The sequence below is a fragment of the Phenylobacterium aquaticum genome, from assembly GCF_022695515.1.
Lineage (GTDB): Bacteria > Pseudomonadota > Alphaproteobacteria > Caulobacterales > Caulobacteraceae > Phenylobacterium > Phenylobacterium aquaticum.
In genome coordinates this window covers 11,292-32,371 of the sequence record NZ_JALDPT010000028.1, presented here as the reverse complement: position 1 = coordinate 32,371, position 21,080 = coordinate 11,292, and the positions used below count along the sequence as shown (strand labels likewise).

18 protein-coding genes and 1 pseudogene are annotated in these 21,080 nt (G+C 68.3%); 6 read left to right on the top strand and 13 right to left on the bottom strand.

Going from position 1 to position 21,080, the window contains the following annotated elements; genetic code table 11:
- Window positions 1-73: 73 nt before the first annotated feature.
- Complete coding sequence (locus tag MQH10_RS18650; protein ID WP_242565507.1) at window positions 74-1,480, bottom strand: ATP-binding protein; 1,407 nt, start codon at window positions 1,478-1,480, stop codon at window positions 74-76.
- 194 nt (window positions 1,481-1,674) lie between these two features.
- Between MQH10_RS18650 and MQH10_RS18645 the strand changes: the two genes are divergently transcribed.
- The 5 genes and pseudogenes from MQH10_RS18645 (at window position 1,675) to MQH10_RS18625 (ending at window position 7,042) form a co-directional block, all read left to right on the top strand.
- On the top strand, window positions 1,675-3,225 hold the full coding sequence (locus MQH10_RS18645; RefSeq protein ID WP_242565506.1) for a porin: 1,551 nt from the start codon (window positions 1,675-1,677) through the stop codon (window positions 3,223-3,225).
- 53 nt (window positions 3,226-3,278) lie between these two features.
- Window positions 3,279-4,310, top strand: coding sequence for a sulfate ABC transporter substrate-binding protein (locus MQH10_RS18640; RefSeq protein WP_242565505.1), 1,032 nt, complete (start codon window positions 3,279-3,281; stop codon window positions 4,308-4,310).
- Window positions 4,311-4,410: 100 nt separating this feature from the next.
- Entirely contained in the window at window positions 4,411-4,692 is a 282-nt protein-coding gene (locus MQH10_RS18635) for a SemiSWEET family sugar transporter (protein ID WP_242565504.1), read from the top strand.
- 54 nt (window positions 4,693-4,746) lie between these two features.
- Window positions 4,747-5,400: pseudogene (locus MQH10_RS27135) on the top strand (tetratricopeptide repeat protein); the annotation flags it as partial.
- 562 nt (window positions 5,401-5,962) lie between these two features.
- Window positions 5,963-7,042 carry an O-linked N-acetylglucosamine transferase, SPINDLY family protein gene (locus tag MQH10_RS18625; protein WP_242565502.1) on the top strand — a complete coding sequence of 360 codons (1,080 nt, stop codon included), beginning with the start codon at window positions 5,963-5,965 and terminating at the stop codon, window positions 7,040-7,042.
- Here the strand turns inward: MQH10_RS18625 and MQH10_RS18620 are convergent.
- Genes MQH10_RS18620 through rfbF form a run of 8 tightly spaced genes read right to left on the bottom strand, consistent with a single transcriptional unit; the run spans window position 7,039 to window position 12,588 of the window.
- Entirely contained in the window at window positions 7,039-7,692 is a 654-nt protein-coding gene (locus tag MQH10_RS18620) for a hypothetical protein (protein ID WP_242565501.1), read from the bottom strand. The two genes, MQH10_RS18625 and MQH10_RS18620, sit on opposite strands and share 4 nt — an antisense overlap.
- Window positions 7,689-8,495, bottom strand: coding sequence for an NAD-dependent epimerase/dehydratase family protein (locus tag MQH10_RS18615; RefSeq protein ID WP_242565500.1), 807 nt, complete (start codon window positions 8,493-8,495; stop codon window positions 7,689-7,691). The genes MQH10_RS18620 and MQH10_RS18615 overlap by 4 nt, the downstream gene beginning before the upstream one ends.
- Window positions 8,492-8,983, bottom strand: a complete 492-nt coding sequence (locus MQH10_RS18610; RefSeq protein ID WP_242565499.1) for an acyltransferase — start codon at window positions 8,981-8,983, stop codon at window positions 8,492-8,494. The genes MQH10_RS18615 and MQH10_RS18610 overlap by 4 nt, the downstream gene beginning before the upstream one ends.
- Window positions 8,984-8,995: 12 nt before the next feature.
- Window positions 8,996-9,523 carry a dTDP-4-dehydrorhamnose 3,5-epimerase family protein gene (locus MQH10_RS18605; protein ID WP_242565498.1) on the bottom strand — a complete coding sequence of 176 codons (528 nt, stop codon included), beginning with the start codon at window positions 9,521-9,523 and terminating at the stop codon, window positions 8,996-8,998.
- The gene (locus tag MQH10_RS18600; protein WP_242565497.1) at window positions 9,523-10,761 is read right to left on the bottom strand and encodes a class I SAM-dependent methyltransferase; all 1,239 of its coding nucleotides are present in this window, start codon (window positions 10,759-10,761) and stop codon (window positions 9,523-9,525) included. Before MQH10_RS18600 ends, MQH10_RS18605 begins: the two co-directional genes overlap by 1 nt.
- A complete protein-coding gene (locus tag MQH10_RS18595) occupies window positions 10,758-11,021 on the bottom strand; it encodes a Rossmann-fold NAD(P)-binding domain-containing protein (protein WP_242565496.1) in 264 nt (87 codons plus the stop codon). The genes MQH10_RS18600 and MQH10_RS18595 overlap by 4 nt, the downstream gene beginning before the upstream one ends.
- Complete coding sequence (locus MQH10_RS18590; protein WP_242565495.1) at window positions 11,018-11,818, bottom strand: NAD-dependent epimerase/dehydratase family protein; 801 nt, start codon at window positions 11,816-11,818, stop codon at window positions 11,018-11,020. The genes MQH10_RS18595 and MQH10_RS18590 overlap by 4 nt, the downstream gene beginning before the upstream one ends.
- Window positions 11,815-12,588 (bottom strand): glucose-1-phosphate cytidylyltransferase, encoded by a 774-nt coding sequence (rfbF, locus tag MQH10_RS18585; protein ID WP_242565494.1) that lies wholly within the window; start codon window positions 12,586-12,588, stop codon window positions 11,815-11,817. The genes MQH10_RS18590 and rfbF overlap by 4 nt, the downstream gene beginning before the upstream one ends.
- A gap of 185 nt (window positions 12,589-12,773) precedes the next feature.
- On the opposite strand from rfbF, the gene MQH10_RS18580 reads away from it, so the two are divergent.
- Window positions 12,774-13,514 carry a sulfotransferase gene (locus MQH10_RS18580; protein ID WP_242565493.1) on the top strand — a complete coding sequence of 247 codons (741 nt, stop codon included), beginning with the start codon at window positions 12,774-12,776 and terminating at the stop codon, window positions 13,512-13,514.
- A 194-nt stretch (window positions 13,515-13,708) separates the two neighbouring features.
- Here the strand turns inward: MQH10_RS18580 and MQH10_RS18575 are convergent, their stop codons facing one another.
- The 4 genes from MQH10_RS18575 to MQH10_RS18550 form a co-directional block, all read right to left on the bottom strand.
- A complete protein-coding gene (locus MQH10_RS18575) occupies window positions 13,709-15,385 on the bottom strand; it encodes a glycosyltransferase family 4 protein (RefSeq protein WP_242565492.1) in 1,677 nt (558 codons plus the stop codon).
- A gap of 105 nt (window positions 15,386-15,490) precedes the next feature.
- Window positions 15,491-17,680, bottom strand: coding sequence for a beta strand repeat-containing protein (locus tag MQH10_RS26535; protein ID WP_272887022.1), 2,190 nt, complete (start codon window positions 17,678-17,680; stop codon window positions 15,491-15,493).
- A gap of 218 nt (window positions 17,681-17,898) precedes the next feature.
- Window positions 17,899-19,284, bottom strand: coding sequence for an HlyD family type I secretion periplasmic adaptor subunit (locus MQH10_RS18555; RefSeq protein WP_242565491.1), 1,386 nt, complete (start codon window positions 19,282-19,284; stop codon window positions 17,899-17,901).
- The gene (locus MQH10_RS18550) at window positions 19,284-21,008 is read right to left on the bottom strand and encodes a type I secretion system permease/ATPase (protein WP_242565490.1); all 1,725 of its coding nucleotides are present in this window, start codon (window positions 21,006-21,008) and stop codon (window positions 19,284-19,286) included. The genes MQH10_RS18555 and MQH10_RS18550 overlap by 1 nt, the downstream gene beginning before the upstream one ends.
- Window positions 21,009-21,080: the final 72 nt, after the last annotated feature.

The following is a 21,080-nucleotide window of genomic DNA, read 5'->3' as shown; positions in this document are numbered from 1 at the left end:
AGGATCTGGACAGACGGGCCGCCCGGAAGCCGCCCGGAACCTGCCCGTCCAATGCCTTCGCCCTACGACAGTTTCACGACACTTTTGTAACGACGATCGGCGCGGCGGCCCTCGGCGTGGCCTGAACCGCCGAGATCAGGGGAAAATAGGCGGTGAATGTGGCGCCCGCGCCCTCCTGGCTCTCGATCGCCAGGCCGCCGCGATGGCGGTTCATGATGTGCTTGACGATGGCGAGCCCCAGCCCCGTGCCCGACCGGTCGCCGCTCTTCTGGCCTTCGACCCGATAGAAGCGCTCGGTCAGGCGCGGCAGGTGCTCCCGCGCCAGGCCGGGACCGGAATCGCTGACCCGGATGACCCCGTAGAGGTCGTGGCCGTGATCCGGGGTCAGCAGCGACATGCGCGAGGCGAGCGGGTTCCGCGACGCGACGGCGGCCTCGGCGGTCAGGCCGCTCTCCAGGACGATCCGGACGGCGCCGCCGCTGGGCGAATATTTCAGGCCGTTGTCGATCAGGTTCTGGATGACCTGCACGATCTGGTCGCGGTCTCCCACGCTGATCGCCGTCCCGGCGGCCGGCAGATCGGCCTCGAGCCGCACGCCCTTGTCCGCCGCGAGCGGCCCGAGCGAATCCACGACGTCCATCACCGCGAGCGCCAGATCGACCTCGCCCTGGGGGGCGATATGCTCGTTGAGCTCGATGCGGCTGAGGGACAACAGGTCGTCGATCAGCCGGCTCATCCGCTCGGCCTGGGCCTGCATGATGGCCAGGAATTTGTCGCGCGCCTTCTCATCCGTCCGGGCGTGACCGCGCAGGGTCTCGATGAAGCCGGACAGCGAGGCCAGCGGCGTGCGCAGCTCGTGGCTGGCGTTGGCCAGGAAGTCGGCGCGGGTGCGCTCGGCCCGGCGGATGTCGGTCTCGTCGCGCAGCACCAGCAGGGCCCGGCGGTCGCCATTGGGCGCCGCGTCGAGCGGCTTGGCCGAGGCGCGCCAGACCCGATCCTGGGACCCGCCCATCTCATAGACCGCCTCGGCGCTGCGGCCGCCGAACAGGGCGATGTCGACCGCCTCCAGCACCTCCGGATCGCGGATCACCGTGACCAGCAGGCCTGCGTCATTTTGTATCCTTAGGAATTCGCGGGCGGCGTCGTTAACCAGGACGAAACGCCGTCCGGCGAGGTCATCGGGTTCATGCGCCGCAATCACCAGCACCGGGTCGGGAAGAGCGTTCACCAGACTCGCATAGGGCGGCGGCGCGCTGCGGCCCGGCTCGGCCTCGACCGCCGGCGCCGGCAGGGCCCGGGCGGCGTCCGCCCGCTGCCCCACCAGCCACCCCAAGCCCATCACCAGAAGGGCGCCGCCGAGCGCCGGGCCGATCTCCAGACGGCCGCTGGCCGCCAGGGCGCCGATCACGGCCGCCCCTGCCCCGGCGGCGGCGAGCGCCGAGGTCAGCGGGCTGATCGAACCGCTCTGCGGCTGCGCCAATACGAATCTCCAGGTGGGACTTCACAGCAGGCCCGAAGCATATGTCAGTTGGATGACAAACGCCCAAACGCGGCGCACGGCCTTCAGCTTTTCTGCGACAGACCGAACATATTCTCCATTGGTCCGATAGGAATTATCGGGTCACAACATCCGCGGGTTCCGAGGAACTCCAAGAACGAGGGGCTAAGGGTCACATGGCTTTGAAATCCACACTGCTCGCCGGCGCCGCCGTTGTCGCGTTCGCCACGCCGAGCCTGGCCTCCGCGCGCAGCGCGGACGACGCGCGCATCAAGGCCCTGGAAGCCCAGGTCGCAGAGCTGAAGGCCGCCGTCGAAGCCCTGAAAGCCGCCAACGCCCCGCACGACGCGCCCCCGGTCGCCCCCGTCGCCACCCAGCAGGACGTCGACGCCCTGCGCGCCCAGGTCGCCGACCTAAAGGTCTCCACGGCCTCCAGCGTCGCGGCCCTGCGCTCCGACGCCCTGTCGACCACCGTCTCGATCGCCAATGGCAAGCCGACCATCGCCAGCGCCGACGGCAAGTTCTCGGCCACCTTCCACGGGGTGATGCAGCTCGACACCGCCAAGTACTTCCAGGACGACCATCTGCCCGCCGCCGTCACCGCGCGCGACCTGAGCGGCGGCGCCAATTTCCGCCGCGCCCGGATCGGGGTGGATGGCAAGGTGTTCGGCAATTTCGACTACAACATCCTCTTCGACTTCGGCGGCGGCGGGGCGGAAGACGCCGGCCGCGTGCAGGAGCTGTGGGTCCAGTATTCCGGCCTGAAGCCCTGGCGCTTCCGGGTCGGCGCCTTCGCCCCGCCCCTCGGTCTTGAGGACGCGGCCTCCACCAACGGCGCCCTGTTCCCGGAACGCGCCGCGGCGGCCGACATCGCCCGCGGCCTGGCCGGCGGCGACACCCGCGTCGGCGGCGGGGTGATCGGCAATGGCGACCACTGGTTCGTCTCGGCCATCGCCACCGGGCCCCTGGTCCAGAGCCTGAACTCCGGCGCCACGGCCTTCAACGCCCCGATCTTCGACGAACAGCAGAGCTTCGCCCTGCGCGCAGCCGGCACGCCCTGGTTCGGCTATGACTGGCTGGTGCATGTGGGCGCCAACGCCTCGGTCGTGACCCAGCCGACCGACCTGGGCGCCTCGGCCGCCACCCGCTACGCCCTGCAGCTGCGCGAGCGTCCGGAACTGCGCGTCGACGGGACCCGCCTAGTCGACACCGGCCAGATCGACTCCAAGGGCGCCCAGGCGCTCGGCCTGGAGCTGGCCTTCCAGAAGCAGGCCCTGACCGTCGAGGGCGAATATTTCGACATCCGCCTGGACCGTCGCAATCCGGCGGCCGGCGCTACCGATCCCAAGTTCAGCGGCTGGTACCTGGAAGGCGGCTGGATGCTGACCGGCGAGCGCCGCAAGTACAACCTGACCACCGCGGCCTTCGACGCCCCGCCGGTCGACAAGGTGTTCAATCCCCAGAAGGGCGCCTGGGGCGCCTGGGAGCTGACCGCCCGCTATTCGACCGTGGACCTGAACTACGCCGAGACCAGCCTGATCGCCGCCAACCGCGTGCGCGGCGGCCAGCAGGACATCTGGACCGTGGGCCTGAACTGGTACCCCAACCCGGCGGTGAAGTTCATGCTCGACTACTACGACGTCAGCGTCGACCGCCTGAACGCGGCGGGCGCGCAGATCGGACAGGACTATCAGTCGATCAATCTGAGATCCCAGCTGGCTTTCTAAACTCTAACCCCCGGGACCCCGCGCGTCGGGGTCCCCTTCCAGGACTCCTTCCCATGACCGAAGATCTCCTCTCGCCCTCGCGGCGGGGATTGCTGGCGGCTGCCTCGGCCGCGGCCGCGGCCCCCGGCCTGGCCTTCGCGGCCGCGCCCAAGCCGGTGACCCTGCTGAACGTCAGCTATGACCCGACCCGCGAGCTCTACAAGCAGATCGACGCGGCCTATGCGAAGTACTGGAAGGACAAGACCGGCCAGGACATCGTCATCAACCAGAGCCATGGCGGCTCGGGCAAGCAGGCCCGCTCGGTGATCGACGGCCTGCAGGCCGACGTCGTGACCCTGGCTCTGGCCGCCGACATCGACGAGATCGCCGCCCGCGCCCGCCTGCTGCCCGCCAACTGGCAGTCGCGCCTGCCCAACAATTCGACGCCCTATTATTCGACCATCGTGTTCCTGGTCCGGAAGGGCAATCCCTGGAAGATCAAGGACTGGCCGGACCTGATCAAGCCGGGCGTCGACGTCATCACCCCCAATCCCAAGACCTCGGGCGGGGCCCGCTGGGCCTATCTGGCGGCCTGGGCCGCGGCCCTGAAGGGTCCGGGCGGCAATCCGGCCAAGGCCAAGGCCTTCGTCGAGGCGATCTATCGCAACGTGCCGGTGCTCGACACCGGGGCCCGCGGCTCCACCGTCACCTTCGCCCAGCGCGGCCTGGGCGACGTGCTGCTGTCGTGGGAGAACGAGGCGCATCTGGCCGGCGACGAATTCGGCGACAAGTTCGACATCATCTATCCGTCGAGCTCGATCCTGGCCGAGCCGCCCGTGGCCCTGGTCGACAAGGTGGTCGACCGCAAGAAGACCCGGGTGATCGCCGAGGGCTATCTGAACTTCCTCTACAGCCCGCTGGCCCAGGACATCATCGGCCGGAACTTCTATCGGCCGCGCAATCCCCAGGCCGCGGCGAAATACGCCGCCAACTTCCCGAAGATCCCGATGTCCACCGTCGACGACACCTTCGGCGGCTGGAAGAAGGCCCAGGCGACGCACTTCGACGACGGCGGCGTGTTCGACCAGATCTATAAGCCGCGCTGATTTCCGGTTCCTTCGGATCGGCGCGGTCGGGCGCGGGGGGCCTCCTCCCGCGCCCGCCTCATTTGCGGCAACCCCGGCCGCCGAAATCCGTTTCTGGCGGATGTCTCCCGTCAATCTGATCGGCACGCTCGCCGCCCTCTGCTCCATGGCCAGTTTCGCGCCGCAGATTCTCAAGCTGCTGGCCGAGCGGGACGCCACGTCCGTCTCCCTGCGCACCTATGTGGTGACCGTCACCGGCTTCGGCCTGTGGATCGCCTATGGGGTGATGAGCGGCAGCTGGCCGGTGACCGCGTCGAACAGCGTCTGCCTGGCCATGTCCGGCGTGATCCTGGCGCTGAAGGTCAAGTTCTCCGGGACCGAGCCGGCCGCCCCTCGACCTTGATTGCGCCCCAGGCTGAGCCTAAGCGTCGGGCGTCGCCCGTCGCGGAAGGACTGCATGGACAAGAGACTGGAACAGGCTCAGGCGGCGCTCCAGGCCGGCCGCAAGGCCGAGGCGGTGGGCCTCATGATCGAGGTCGTCACCGAGCAGCCCCGTCAGCCCGTCGGCCTCTATCGCAGCCTGCTCTACCAGCACTATCTCCTGGGCCGTCACAAGGAGGGCGCCGCCTGGGCGGACCGCGCGCTGCGGGTTCATCCCGGCGATCCGGAATGCCTGAACCTCAAGGGCGTCATGCTCCGGCGCGCCAAGCGCTATGACGAAGCCATCGCGACCTTCACGGAGCTGGCCCGCCGCGCGCCCGACAATGAAAGCGTCCTGGTCAATCTGGGCAATGTCTACAACGACAAGGGCGACGGGGCGTCGGCCGGGCGGATCTTCGCCGACCTGGTCGCCAAGTCCCCCGACAACGCCGACTATCTGCGCCAGCTCGGCGCGGCCCTGCGTCACCAGAGCCGGCCGGCCGAGGCGGCGGAACGGTTCCGTCAGGCGCTCGCCCTGGAGCCGGCGAACATCGACGCCTGGCGCGACCTGGCCGGCACCCTGGCCGAGAGCAACCAGTTCGACGCCGCCCTCGAGGCCATGGACCAGGCCATTCGCCTCAATCCCCGCGCCCGCGGCGCCCTGGAGGGCAAGGCCATCCTGTTGCGGAACCTGCATCGGGCCCGGCAGGCGGAAGCCTATCTGAACGCCCTGATCGCCGAGCAGGGCGACGCCGCCTGGATCCAGCACCAGTTGGGATCGATCATCCAGGACGCGGACCGCCACCGCGCCCTGCCCCATCTGCGCAAGGCGGTCGAGCTTGAGCCCGGCAACGGCGACTATGTGTCCGCCCTGGCCGAGTGCCTCGACCGGGCCCGCGGCCCGCAGGAGGCCGTCCATCTCGAAGAGGCCTATCAGTTGATGCGGGGCCTCGGCGATCCCGCCGAGATGACCCCGGCCCAGCTGAAGATCGCCAATGAGGTGTTCGGCCGGATCTGCGCCTTCGACGCCCAGAAGACCCTGGGGTTGTTCGCCGCGGTCGGCCGCCGGTTCGTCGACGCCGGCCGCCACACCGCCCTGCTCGCCCATCTGCCGCGGGTGAAATCCGACGCCGATCGCCTGGAGCTGGTCGACCAGCACCGCACCTGGGGCCGGCTCGCCATGGACGCCGCCAAGCGGGCGCCGGTCACGCACCCCACCCGCGCGGCCGACGGGGAAGATCCGCCTGGGCTTCATGTCCTCGGACCTGCGCCGCCACCCGGTGGCCTATTTCGCCCTGCCCCTGTTCGAACACATCGACACCGAGCGCTTCGAGGTCTTCTGCTATTCCTTCTCGGAGCTGGAGAGCGACGAGATCCAGGACTTCATCACCTCGAAGGTCACCGCCTTCCGGTGGCTGAAGGACACCGCCACCCCCGAGGTCGCCCAGATCATCGCCGACGATCAGCTCGACATGCTGATCGAGCTGGGCGGCAGCACCCAGATGAACAAGCTAACGGTCATGGCCTTCCGCGCCGCGCCCCTGCAGGCGAGCTGGCTGGGCTATCCCCACTCCGCCGGGCTGGAGACCATCGACCACCTGATCTGCGACCCGTTCAATGCGCCGGAGCGGCCGGAGCTCTTGATCGAGACCCCGCTGATCATGCCCCGGACCTGGATCGCGCTCGGCCGCCAGGTGTTCCGCGAGGACATGGTGATCGCCGACGGCGTGCCCCAGGACCGCTCGGGCGTGGTCACCTTCGGCACCGCCAACAATCCCTACAAGTACACCCCCGAAGCCCTGACCGCCTGGGCCCGGGTGATGGCGCGGGTTCCGGGGTCGCGCATGCTGTTCGTCCGCCCCGAGTGCGGCGCGGCCATCTTCCGGCGCAATATCGCAACCGTGTTCGAGGCCGAGGGGATCGACCCGGAGCGGCTGCTGTTCCAGGCCGTCCGCGGCGCCCACATGCCGCGCTACAATGAGATCGACATCAGCCTCGACACCTTTCCGCTCACCGGCGGCACCACCACCTGCGAGGCGCTGTGGATGGGGGTTCCGGTCGTCAGCCTGGTCGGGCCGGCCTTCTATGAGCGGCTCAGCTATTCGATCCTGAACAATGTCGATCTGGGCGATCTGTGCGCCCACACTGTCCCGGCCTTCATCGACACCGCCGTCGGCCTGGCGAACGACCTCGAGCGCCGCCGCGCCCTGCGCCACACCATCCGCCAGCGGATGATCGACGGGCCGCTGGGCCAGACCGAGGTCTTCGCCCGGGACTTCTACGACATGGTCGCCAAGGCCGTGCAGACGGCCCGGACGACAACCCCGGCCTAGAGCCGGAAATAGTCCGACAACAGGTCGCTGGGGGCGGGGCGGAAGGTCAGGCCCCCGTTCTCGCCGGGAAAGGCCATGGCGCCCGCCGGCACCTCGGCGTTGACGACCCGCGACCCTTGCGAGAGCACCGCCCCGTCGCCCACCCGTGACCGCCCGATCACCGCGCTGTTCGGATAGATGATCACGCCCTCGCCCACGACCGGGATATCGGTCCGGTGCCGGCCGACGGTGGAGTTCTGATAGAGCACCAGATGTTCGCCATAGGTCGCCTTGGCGAGCACGATGCCGACGCTGTGGCCGATGAAGAACACCTTCGGCATCTCGATCTCGTAGAACAGGTCGATGGCGTTGAGCGCCTTGTTCAACAGGAACAGCCGCGTCGCCGCGCCGGCGTCCCGCTCCTGCTTCCAGATCGTATTCGCCAGATAATACAGATAGATGCAGTACTGCGAGGAGTGCAGATAATTGAACTCCCCGGCCCGCCACATGGCCACCCGGTCGATGCAGTGGCCGACCCGCGCCAGGGCCTCGTCGATGTGCCGGCCGATCACGGCGGCCATGGCGTCGCGGCTGCCGTCGGGGACCACGGCGGCGACCTGGGCGGCGGTGTAGTCCGCCAGGCTGGCGGGGCTGTGGTCGATCAGCTTCATCGGCGGCTCAATTCGGCGAGATAGGCGGCGACAAAATCGAGGACGCCGCGCGGCCGGATCCCCAGCGCGTGCAGGCGGTCGATCTCGACCCTGGGCGGCGGCGGAACGGCCTCGGTCCGGCGAAAGCCGATCCGCCAGCCCGCGGCCTCGAAACAGGCGGCGATCCGGGCGTTGCTGACCAGCTCCCCGCTGGCGACATTGATCACGCCCTCCCCGGCCTCGGCGATGCGGATCAGGGCCCGGGCGACGTCGTCGACATGGATGTAGTCGCGCGCCACGGACGGGGTGGAGTCGAGCTCGATCTCCCGCGCCAGGGCGGCGCGGGCCAGCCACTCGGCCAGGAACCCCGGATCGCCGGGCCGCACGTCATAGACATTGGCCAGCCGCGCCACGGTTCCCCGCCCACCCATCTGGGTCAGGGTCAGGGTCTCGCCGAGCGCCTTGGAGAGGTCATAGAGGCTGCGGGGATTGTCGACGGCGAGCGACAGGGGCGCGGTCTCGCGGCCCACATCCGCGCCGCCGCTGTCATAGAGCCGGATGGACGACAGATAGACGAAGCGCTCGAAGTCCGCATCGCGGGCCAGCCGGCTGACCAGCTCGACATGGGCGGCCACGGTGTCGAAGGGCCGCTGGATATAGTCGGCGGTCAGGCCCGCGCAGTAGATCACCCGCCCCAGCGGCCGGGCGAACAGGTCGGGATCGCCCCTGGCCGGCGCATAGACCTGCGCGCCGTCCGCCGTCAGCCGCTCGACCAGGCGGCCGCCCACGAAGCCCTGGGCCCCGATGACGGTGGCGAGCGTCATCCGCCGCGCGGTCCCAGGCGCTTGGCCGGGGCGCCGGCATAGATCGAATAGGGCTCCAACTCCCCGCGGACCACGGACCCGGCGGCGACCACGCAGCCATCGCCGATGACCGCCCCGTCCAGCACCACCACATTGGCGCCCAGCCAGACGTCCTGGCCGATCACGATGCCGCCCCGGCTGGGCTGGAAGCCCTGGTCGCGGATGCGTCGGGTGACGTCCTCGAAGGCGTGATTGGTCGGGGCGAGGGTGCAATTGGCGGCCAGCATGGAGGCGTGCCCGATCCGCACCCCGTTGCCCGTATAGATCACGCATCCGGAATTGATGGCCACGTCCTCGCCGATGATCACCTCGCCCGCGCCGCCGGCCGGCTTGATCTTCACGAAGGAGTCGATCATCGACCGCGCCCCGATCTGGATCAGGGTGCCGCGCACGGACTGTTCGATGTCGGCGAGCGGCGAGATGCGGGCGGTGGGATCGATCTTCAGCATGGGGCGCTCAGCCTAGGCCTGTTCGGGATAGGTCGCATCCCGCTCGGAAATGACCAGCGGCTTCGCCGGCCAGGAGATGCCGAAGGCCGGATCGTCCCAGCGCGCGCCGCGGTCATGGCCGGGCTCGAAGATGCGGTCGATCTGATAGAGGACGTCGGTGTCGTCCTCGAGGGTCAGGAAGCCATGCGCCATGCCGGCCCCGATCAGCAGGGCGCGGCCGTTGTCCGCCGACAGCTCGGCCGCCGTCCAGCGCCGATAGGTGGGGCTGTCGGGGCGCAGGTCCACCGCCACGTCGAAGACCCGCCCGCGAGTGACCCGCACCAGCTTGGTCTCCGCCCAGGGGGCCGCCTGATAGTGCAGGCCTCTTAGCGTATGGGCGCGGGTGTTGCGCGACAGGCTGGTCTGGGCCGGAACGAAAGGATGGCCTGCGGCGGCGAATTCGTTCGGGCAGTGCAACCGCACGAACGCGCCCCGGTCATCCGTCGCCGGATCGAGCTCGACCAGGGTGACGCCGGCGATCGCGGTGGGCGCGAACCGCATCAGCCCACCACCCGCGTCTCGGGCGCGGCGATGACGAACCGGCCGCCCCAGTCCTTGATGAGGGCGAGCTGGCCCATGATCTCGTCCTTCAGGTTCCAGGGCAGGATGACCAGATAGTCCGGGCGGATCTCGGCCACCTTCGCCGGGGCGTAGACGGGGATGTGGCTGCCGGGCAGGAAGCGGTCCTGCTTGTGGGGATTGGCGTCGAAGGCCGCCACGATGTCGGCCGCCGACACGCCGCAGTAGTTCAGGAAGGTGTTGCCCTTGGCTGCAGCCCCATAGGCGGCCACGCTCTTGCCCTCGGCCTTGGCCCTGGCGAGGAAGGCCAGGAAGTCGCGGCGCACGGCCTCCACCCGGGCGGTGAAGCCGCCATAGGTCTCCAGGCGGTCGAGGCCGGCGGCGTGTTCGCGGGCGCGAAGATCGGCCAGCGCCCCCGTCTCGGCGTGGTCGGACTCGGCCCGCGCGCAGAACAGCCGCAGCGAGCCGCCATGGGTGGGCAGCAGCTCGACATCGAAGGGCCGCAGGCCGTTGGCCCGCAGCACCGTCTCCACCGCCAGCAGCGACAGATAGCTGAAGTGCTCGTGATAGATGGTGTCGAACTGGACCTGCTCGATCAGGTTCAGGAGGTGCGGAAACTCGAAGGTCAGGACGCCCTGCGGCTTCAGGACCAGGGGGAAGCCGGCCACGAAGTCGCCGATGTCCGGCACGTGGGCCAGGACGTTGTTGCCCGCCATCAGGTCGGCGGCGACGCCGCGGGCCGCAAGCGCCCGCCCGGTGGCGGCGTTGAAGAAACAGACCTCGGTCGCCACGCCGCGGGCCACCGCGGCCTCGGCGGTGTTGGCGGTCGGCTCGATCCCCAGCACCGGCACGCCCGCCGCCTTGAAGTGCTGCAGCAGGTAGCCGTCATTGCTGGCCACCTCGATCACCAGGGACCGGGCCCCCAGGCCGAAGCGGGCGATCATGGCCTCAGCGTATCGCTTGGCGTGGGCGACCCAGCTCTCCGAATAGGAGGAGAAATAGGCATAGCCCTCGTCGAAGATCTGGTCGGCGGCCACCGGGTCCTCGGCCTGGACCAGGAAGCAGGCGCCGCACACCCAGGTCTTCAGCGGATAGGCGCGCTCCGTCCTGGCCTCCAGCTGGGCCCGGGTGAGATAGCTGTTGGCCAGGGGCTGCTCGCCCAGGTCCAGGAACAGCTGGGTCAGGGGCGCGCGGCAGAAGCGACAGGCGGGCTGGGTCATGCCAGGGCCCCGTAGCGCGCAATCTGTTCGCGGCACAAGCCGAGCGCCGCCTCGCCCTCGGCCTGGCGGCGATACCAGTCCATGGTCCAGTCCACCGCGTCAGGCGCGTCCAGCCGGCTTTCAAAGCCCAGCGCCCGGCGGGCTAGGCTGGCGTCGATCCCAAGCGTCTTCGCCTCGATGGAGGCGGGATCGGGTTCGTGGCGCCAGGGACGGGCGCCAAGCGCGGCCAGCGCCCGGGTGGCGAGGTCGCCGACCGTCACCGCCGCCCCGCCGGGCCGGGGCCCGAAATTGAGCGCCCGCGGCGTCGCCGGATCGACCGCCAGATGCTCCAGATAGACGAGATAGCCCGCCACGCAGTCGAGCACGTGCTGCCAGGGGCGGGTCGCCTCCGGATGGCGCAGCACGGTCTCGCCCTGGGCCTGGCCGGCGCGCACGATGTCGGCCACCAGGCGATCGCGGGAGAAGTCCCCGCCGCCGATGACGTTCCCGCCCCGGGCGGTGGCCAGGGGAACCCCGGCCGGTCATAGAAGCTGCGCGCGAAGCTCTGGACGACGATCTCGGCGGCCGCCTTCGAGGCGGAATAGGGATCCTTGCCCCCCAGGGGATCGTCCTCGGCGAAGGCGTGGCCGGTCTCGGCGTTGGCGTAGACCTTGTCCGAGGTCACCACCAGGCAGGCCTGGAGCGCCGGCTGGGCGCGCAGGGCCTGCAGCAGATGGGCCGTGCCCATGATGTTGGAGGCGAAGGTCCCGACGGGATCTTCGATCGCCGCGCGGACGATCGGCTGGGCGGCCATGTGCAGCACCAGGTCGAAGGTCTCGCCCGACAGGGCCTCTTCGACGGCGTCGGCGGCGCGCAGGTCGACGATCCGTGAGCGGACCAGGCCCTCGATCCCGGCCAGGTCGTAGAGGGCCGGGGTCTGGTCCGGGGCCAGGGCCAGGCCGGTGACCCGGGCGCCCAGGGCGGCCAGCCAGATCGCCGCCCAGCCCCCCTTGAACCCCGTGTGACCGGTCAGGAGCACCCGCTTGCCCGCCCAGAAGGCCGGGTCGGGACGGCTCATGTCCAGACCCGCCAAGGCGCCTGACCCGCGGCCCAGAGCGCCTCCAGATGGTTCTTGTCGCGCAGGGTGTCCATGCCGGTCCAGAAGCCGGTGTGGTGATAGGCCATCAGCTCGCCGTCGCGGGCCAGGCCCTGCAGGGGCTCCAGCTCCCACGGCATCTCGTCGCCGGAGATGCGCGAAATCACCTCGGGCTGCAGCACAAAGAAGCCGCCATTGATGACGCCCTCGTCGCCCGGGGGCTTTTCGACGAAGCGGCGCACGGCGCCGTCCTGAACCTCCAGGGCGCCATACCGGGCCGGCGGCGCCACGGCGGTGACGGTGGCCTGACGGCCATGGCCGCGGTGGAAGGCCAGCAGGGCTTCAAGATCGACATCGGCGACGCCGTCGCCATAGGTCATGAAGAAGGGCTCGCCGGGGGGCAGATAGGCGGCGACCCGCTTCAAGCGCCCCCCCGTCATGGTGTCGGCGCCGGTCTCGATCAGGGTGACCTTCCACGGCTCGTGGCGGGTGGCGTGATATTCGATCTCGCCCCGGCCCAGATCGACCGTCAGGTCGGAATTGTGCAGCCGATAATTGGCGAAGTACTCCTTGATCACATAGCCGCGGTAGCCGAGGCAGATGATGAACTCGTCGCACCCGTAGTGGGAGAACAGCTTCATGATGTGCCACAGGATCGGCCGGCCGCCGATCTCGATCATGGGCTTGGGCTTGAGGTGGCTTTCCTCGGAGATGCGGGTGCCGAGACCGCCCGCCAGTATGACCGCCTTCATCGCGGGCCGCCGGCGGGGCGGGCGCACAGGGCGCGGGCTTTGATGGCGTTCATTTCCGACCCCAGACTGGCGCGACGGAACCTTCCAGCCCCGTTTCGCGGACGCGGTCCACTATTATCGCGTGTCGGGCGCGCCATGAAGGCGTATCCAGCCGCTGATCGTTTCCCAGCCCGGTAAGGTTGCTCTTGAAGCCCCTGGTCCAATTCATCGTCATCGGCGCCCAGAAGGCCGGGACCACCGCCCTGTTCGACTATATGGGCGACATGCCGGGCCTGAGCCTGTCGCGGACCAAGGAGGTCCACTTCTTCGACGACGAGAGCGTGGATTGGTCCGCCCCGGACTACGGCGCCTATCACGCCCAGTTCGACGCCGAGGCGCCCGGTCTGAAGGGCGAGGCCACCCCGATCTATGTCTACTGGCCGCGGAGCCTGGAGCGCATCAAGGCCTATAACCCCCAGATGCGGCTGATCTTGATGCTGCGGGACCCGGTGGAGCGGGCCTGGTCCCATTGGCGCATGGAGTTCGCCCGCGGGGCGGAGACCCAGGCTTTCAGCTGGTGCATCCGCGAGGGCCGGCAAAGGCTGTTCGAGGGCGAGCCCTGGGGCCATCACCGCGAGTTCTCCTATGTGGAGCGAGGGTTCTACGGCGAGCAGGTTGAGCGGCTTTTCAGCCTGTTTCCGCGGAACCAGGTGCTCACCGTGGGCGCGGAGGCCCTGCAGTCGGAGCCGGCAAGCGTCCTGGGTCGGATCGCCGGCTTCCTAGGCGCGCCGGCCCCGCCCGCCGTGAGGTCGCGCCGGATTCACGTGGGCCGCGAATTCGCCGGCCTGACGCCGGAGGACGTCGCCTATCTGCGAAGGCTCTACGACCGCGACGCGGCAAGGCTCAAGGCTTTGACGGGCTGGTCGCCGGAGGACCCGGCGGTCTGAGCCGCGCGTCCTGGGGGCGTCCGCATTTTCGCATTTTGGGCGACTTCAGGCGGCTTGATCCCTTTCCCGAGGCTAAGGATTGAGTTACAGTCGCTTGTCAGCCTAGCTCTCCATGGCTGTGTCGCTTTGGCCGGGCTGCAATCTCTGCGGGTTGCAGCCCGGTCTTTAGCTGCAGCGTTGTTTCTGCCAGACGCTCAGGGCAGATTTCCCCCATGTCCATGGATGCAGACCACGCCGAACTTGGCGAGCCAGAGGACTGCGCGCTCGATGAAGGGCTGCCGGTCTGAGGGGAAGGCCTTGGCCAGATCCCCCGCCGACATGTGGGGCTTGGCCGCGAGGAGCGCGAGCATGCGCCCGACCTCTTCCGCATTGGGGAAATTGACCCGGCCGAGGCGGGCCAGGGGCGAATCCAGGATGGCCTGGGCCGCCTGGACCGTAAGGCTCGGGGTCCAGGCCACCATGGTGGTGGAGGACAGATATTCGGTCGGATAGCTGGCGAACAGGCGGAACGGGTCGAGGTGCCACGGATTTTCCGCGAGGTTGCGCGGCGGCGGGATCGTGGCCGGCGCGGAGAGGCGGCGCGCCTGGAGCTCCCCCCAAAGCGCCTGGTACTGCGGAATGATCTTCGACCAGTCGAACACCTCGAAGGCCTGAACCTTGGCCCGTTCGCCCATGGTGCGGCGCAGCTCGGGGTTCTCGACCAGGGCGGAAATGGCCTTGGCCGCGGCGTCCAGATCGATCGCCGTCAGCTGGGCCGCGGCGGCGACATAGGCTCCATATTCGATCCAGTTGTTGGCCATGGCGTAGGACAGGTCCTGGCCCGTGCCGGGCCGGGGCGAATAGGTCGCGATACGGAACCCGTCCAGGTCGTCGCGGACCGTGTCGCGGTATCCGTCCCAGTCGGTGACGACGCAGGGCAGGCCCGCCGCCATCGCCTCGACCGGGGTCAGGCCGAAGGTCTCCTGGATATTGTCGGAGAAGCTGATGAAGAAGTCGGCGACCGACCAGATCGAGAAGCGGGTGTCGGCCGGGCGGCCATCGACCTCGCGATATTCGACGGAGGGACACAGGGCGCGGATCTGGTCGTGGAACCCGCCCTTGATCAGGGCGTCATCGCCCCAGCCTGAGGCGACCCAATAGATGGTCTTGCCGGTCTGTTGACAGGCGCGCTCCAGGGCGATGGCCATCAGGGCCGGGTTCATCTTGCTGTGCGGATTGAAGCGCCCGACATAGAGGGCGACGACGCCATCCTCGGGGATGTTCAGCTTTTCACGCCAGGCCTTGCGCTGGGCCGGGTCGGTGGCGAAGTCGCCGGCGTTCACGCCGAGCGGAATCGTCGCGCGCTGCGCCTCCGGGCGCTGGCGGGGGCCGAACTGCCAGGCGTGATAGTCGCGAATGGCCTCGAGCTCGGTCTCGACGCTCGCCCGGACCGCGTGGGAGGTGCAGATCAGGGCGTCCCAGGCCTCGGTCGGCGAGGTGATCACCTGGCCCACCGCCTGCATGGCGCGTGCGGTCGCGGTGGTGTGGGTGATTCCGCAGATCGAATAGGTGCGCGGGCCGAGCGGCCAGCGGTGCCAGGCTTCGTTGCCGATCTCGGGGACTGGCAGGTTCAGAACTCCGGGATTGGCGAGGCCGCGGCGATGGGTCCGGCCGATCCAGGTCTGGGGCTTGACCAGGGGCTCGATGCCCTGGACCAGGTCGAGCAGCTCCTGATGCGGCCGACCGGCGGCGTTCCAGAAGTAGTGATGGTCGATGTCTGCGTGGCGCAGATAGCCCCTCAGGAAGCTCTCGCCCGCCGAGTGCCGGCCCATGAGGGCCTGGGTCCGGGTGTTGTAGCCATCAGGGTGGAGATAGAGCGCTGCATTGGACATGCCGGCGGTTCTAACCCGCTCGCTTGGCGCGCCCAACTGGAAAGACGCGCAAAGAAAAGGGGCCGCCCAGAGGGCGGCCCCAAGACTTACCGTCTAAGCCGAAGCTTAGATGATGTTGGTGTAGGAGATGTCGTTCAGGGTCTTACCGACCAGAACGATGGCGTCGGTCGGGGTGGAGCCGGCGGAGGCGGTGAACACCACCACGTCCGAACCCACTTGGACCGCGACAGTCTTGATCGTGGCGCTGATCAGACCCGTCGCAACCGTGACGGCCGAGCTGTAGTCGCTGGCCGAGGTTTCGACGTAGTTGGTCGAGGTGCCGGCCACGGCCAGGTCGAGGAAGTCGTCCGAACCCCAATCGAGGATTTGGTCGCCTTGGCCAGCCGACATGCTCGAGTCGCCCGACGCGAACACGAAGGTGTCCGAGTCGCCGCCGCCCGACATCAGGTCCTTACCCAGACCACCGGTGATGGTGTCGTTGCCAGCGCCGCCGTTGATGACGTCGTTGCCGTCGCCACCGCTGATGGTGTCAACGCCACCGCCCGAGGAGATGGTGTCGGCGCCGGTGCCGGAGACGATGGTGTCGTTGCCCGAACCCGAGGTGATCGAGTCCGCGCCGCCCACGGTGGTGATCGAGTTGGCGCCGTCGCCAGCCACGACCGTGATGGAGCCGGTGCCGGCGCCAGTGATCGTGATGGTGTCGTTGCCCGAACCGGTCGTGACCGAGATCACTTGGTTGGAACCGTTGGTGGCTTCGTTGACGGTGTTGATGCCGTCGCCGAGGTTGATGACGTCGTTGCCGCCAGCGACCGCCGAGAAGCTGTCGTTGCCAGCGCCGGCCGTCACGGTGTCAACGCCCGAACCGCCCGAGATGCTGTTGTTGCCTTCACCAGCCGACAGGGTGTCGTTGCCGCCACCGCCAACGAGGGTGTCGTTACCCGCACCGCCGGTGATGGTGTCGTTGCCGGCAGCGCCCGTCAGGGTGTCGTCGCCATTGCCGCCGTCGATGGTGTTGTTGCCAGCGGTGACGGTGATGGTGTCGTTGCCCAGGTCGCCCGAGATGTAGTCCGAACCACCGCCGGTCGAGACGATCACGTCGTCGCCTTGGCCGCCATAGATGGTGTCGACGCCCGCATCGGCCACGGAGATCGTGTCGTTGCCAGCGTTGCCTTGGACGGTGCTGGTCGTGCCCGCGCCGCCGCCGGTGTAGACGATGGAGTCATCGCCGTTGCCGCCGGTGATCGAGCCGCCGCCGGTGAAGCTGCCGGTGATGGTGTCGTTGCCGTCGCCAGCCGTGATCGTGCCGGTGGTGGTGGTGGTCAGGGTGATGGTGTCGTTACCAGCGCCCGAGTCCACCGAACCGGAGGTCGTGGTGGTTTCAACGATGGTGTCGTTGCCCGAACCCGAAACAACCGAACCCGAGGTCGAATAGACGGCCGAGACGGTGTTGTTGCCGTCGCCCGCGTCGATCGAACCCGTCTTGCCGGCGACGATGATGGTGTCGTTGCCGAGGCCGCCGGTGATGGTCGAGGTGCCGGTGCCGGTGATGCTGATCGAGTCGTCGCCGTTGCCGCCGGTGACCGTGATCACGTTGCCGGTGACCAGGGCGTCGGTGATGGTGTCGTTGCCAGCGCCACCGTCGATGGTGTCGTTGCCAGCGCCGCCGGTGATGGTGTCGTTGCCGAGGTCGCCGAAGATCAGGTCGGCGCCGGAGCCGCCCGTGATCGTGTCATTGCCTTGGCCGCCGTAGATGGTGTTGGCCGAGGTGCTCGAGGCGGTCACCGAGATGGTGTCGTTGCCCAGGTTGCCTTGCAGGAAGTTCGAACCCAGACCGCCGTCGATGGTGTCGTTGTCCTGACCGCCATAGATGGTGTCGGCGTTGTTGCCGCCCGTCAGGGTGTCGTTGCCCTGGTTGCCTTGGATGAAGTTCAGGCCGTTGCCGCCGATCAGGGCGTCATCGCCAGCCAGGCCGTACATGCCGTCAGCGCCCGAACCGAACGTGATCGATTCAGCGCCGGTGGTGCCGACGTAGAGCTGCGAGCCGTCGAGGAAGTCGAAGGCGCCGTTCACAGCGCCGCCGGTCGAGTGCGTGGCGGTCAGAGCGGCGATGTCAAAGGTCAGCGACTTGCCGCCCGAGATCAGGGTCACCGATTCGGCGGCCGTGGCGGTCGCGGCGTTGTAGATCACTTGAACGCCCGACCCGCTCGAGGTCGTGGTCGAGAAGTTCAGCGTGTCGGCAGACGTGTACGCAGTCGCCTGCGCCTGCGTCATGCTTTCGAAAGTGTAGGTGGTCATTGTTCTCTCCAGTCTGTGTCACATGGACCCTGGCACGCTTGACCCCTGTCCGAAGGAGTGGTCCCAGCGATCCATCTAACGTTCGCCATAGCATGGCTGCGGCGAAGGTTAAACGAGCCCGATGAAGACGTATCGGAAGCGTGGAATTTGCGCAACAGCAAAAACCGGCGACGGGCCATGCTTCTTCAGCAATATCGGGCGCTCCGATCCATCTATCCTTAGGGTTCCCGCAGGGCGTCCCCGATGGTGTCGGTGAGCGGACTGATCACATAGGACAGGATGGTCTTACGTCCCGTCACGATCATCGCCTGGGCCGGCATGCCGGGGGTGAGTCGCGATCCCTTGGGCAATTTGGACAGTTCGCTGGGCGCGATCGTCAGCTCCGCGATGAAATAGGCCCGGCCGGTCTTGGAGTTCTCCAGCTGGTCGGCCGAGACGGTGCGGACCACGCCGACGAGGGGCGGAACCTTGCGCGAATTGAAGGCGAGCAGGCGCACCTTGGCCTTCATGCCGATGCGGACATGGTCGATATCCTGGGGCCGGATCTCGACCTGGACGACCATCGGCGAGTCCGCCGGGACGATCTCCATCAGCAGATCGCCGGGCGCGACGACCCCGCCCACCGTGTGCTGGCTGAGGCTGAGGACGTAGCCGTCCACCGGCGAGCGCACGACGCTGTCGTTCAGAAGCTGGGTGGCCGCCGTCAGGCGCGGCCGCGCCTCCTCCAGCCCCGACTGCATCTGGCGCAGGCCGTCGGCGGCCTGGGAGATGCGCTGATCCTTCTGAGCGGCGATCTGATAGCGGGACTCGCCCACCTGCTGCTTCAGTCGGTTGAGATCCGAGACCAGGCCGCCGCGGCGTCCGGCCAGGTCGGCCAGGCTGCGCTGATAGCGCAGGATCAGGGTCTTGGGCGCATAGCCCTTCTCGTACAGGGTCTGATAGCCCGCCAGTTCCTCATTGGTCAGCTTGACGCTGTCGTCGAGGGCGTCGATCTGGGCCTGAACCCCCTGGATCTGGGTCTGGATCTGCTCGACACGCTGGTTGAGAATGTCGTTCTGGCTTTCGAAGAACTGCAGCCGGGTCGAGAACAGCAGATCCTGGTCGCGCATGATGCCCGCCACCCGCGGATCGCTGCGGCGCGCTGTCAGCTCGGCCGGATAGACGACCGACCGGCGGCCGTTGGCTTCCGCCGAGAACCGCGCGCTCTGGGCCATGTAGGTGTCGTACTGGTTCTGGACCACGTCGGTCGTCATGCGCGGCTGGACGTCGCTGAGCGTCAGCAGGATCTGACCCGGGGCGACGCGCTGGCCTTCCCGCACGAAGATCCCCTTCACCGTGCCGCCGCCGAGGTGACGAATCACCTTCCGGTTGGCCTCCACGCGCACCATCCCCATGGCGGAGGTGGCGCTGTCGATCGGAGAGACCGCCGCCCAGATGAGGAAGCCCACCAGGAACACGCCGACAATCGCGGCGCCGGTGGTCATGGTCTTTTTCAGGCGCTGATCGGGGTCGTGGTCCCCGGGGCCCATGGCGTCCGAGAACATCGAGGGGACCAGCGACTTCAGGGGCGACAGGGTCTTGAACGATCCGACTTCCATACGCATCACCCAGCTTCGACCGCGCGGGGAGCCGCCTGCGGAACAATTCGCGCCATGACCTGCTCGCGCGGGCCCATCATCTCGATACGGCCCTCGCGCAAGACCATCATCTTGTCCGCGGAGCGCAGAATGGACGGCTTGTGGGAGACCACGACGATGGTGCTGCCCCCGGCCTTCAGGGTGTCCAGCGCGGCCATCAGGGCTTCCTCGCCCTCGGCGTCGAGGCTGGCGTTCGGTTCGTCGAGCACGATGAACCGGGGATTGCCCAGCAGGGCGCGGGCGAGGCCGACCCGCTGCCGCTGACCGGCGGACAGGATGTGGCCCGCCTCGTCCAGGGTGGTGTCATAGCCTTGGGGCAGCTTGAGGATCAGCTGGTGCACGCCCGCGGCCTGGGCCGCCCAGACCACCGCCTCGTCGTCGACGTCGATCCGGAAGCGGGCGATGTTGTCCCGCAGGCTGCCCGCGAACAGCTCGGTGTCCTGGGGCAGGTAGCCCACATGGCGGCCGAAGTCGGCCCGGTCCCACGCATAGACGTCGGCGCCGTCCAGTCGCACCGCTCCCTGGTTGGGCCGCCAGATCCCCACCAGCAGGCGGGCCAGGGTGGACTTGCCCGCCCCGGACGGACCGACGATGCCCAGCATCTGGCCCGGCTCGACGGTGAAATTGATCCCCTGCAGCACCCAGCGTCCGGCGCCCGGCGGCATATAGGCGACGTTCTCGGAGGTCAGGCGTCCGAGCGGGGTGGGCAGCTTGGTGCCCGGCGTCGGCGCCTGGTAGTCCTTGAGCGCGTTCATCAGGCGGTCGAACGCCTGGGTGCCCTTCATGAGCGGGTCCCAGGACGCGACCAGCCGGTCGATCGGCTGCAGGGCGCGGGCGGCCAGGATCATGTTGGCGAACAGCAGTCCCGAGTGGATCTTGGCCTTCACCACCAGATAGGCCCCGATGGCGATGATCAGCACCTGGATCGCCATGCGGGCGAACTTGCTGATGTTGCCCAGCACGCTGGACCGTTCGCTGGCGATGGCGCCGCGGAGCATGGCGGTGGCGCGGAAGACGGCCCACCGTTCGCCCAGCGCATTGGTCATGCCGAGCGCCCGGACGATCTCGCTGTTGCGCAGGCCCGCGTCGGTGAAGGCGTAGCTGCGCAGCGCCGCGTCATTGGCTTCGCGCAGGGGCGCGGCCGTCATCTTGTCCTGCAGCACCGCGATCCCGAACAGCAGGGCGGCGCCCAGCAGGGTCACGATCCCCACGGTCGGGTCGATGGCGAACAGGACCAGCATGAAGACCGGCATCCAGGGCAGGTCGAAGATCACCGAGAAGGTCATGCCGGTGAGCATCTGGCGGAAGGTGTCCAAGTCGCGCAGCACCTGGGCGCGGGCCTGGGGATTGCCGCGGGCGGCGCTGTCGAACAGGGCGGTGAAGATGTGGGCGGAGACCCGCTGATCCAGCACCACGCCGTAATTGATCAGGACGCGGGCGCGGTAGTCATCGACCACGGACGACAGGACGAACGCCCCCATCACCCCCAGACTCAGCACCAGCAGCGTCGCCACGCTGCCGCTGGTCATCACCCGGCCGTAAATCTGGAAAGTATAGAGCGGCAGCGCCAAGTAGAGGATGTTCGAGACGAAGCTGAAGGCCGCCGCGAACATCAGCGGCGTGTAGCCTTCCTTGATCGCCTGGGTAAGCGGATTGGCAGGCAGATCAGCCAGCGGATTGAAGATTTTCATGCGCGCGGGATCGATCCGTGTTGGTCCGCCACCGGCGCGTCTGGCGCCCTCCGGCGACTCGAGCGGTTAAGG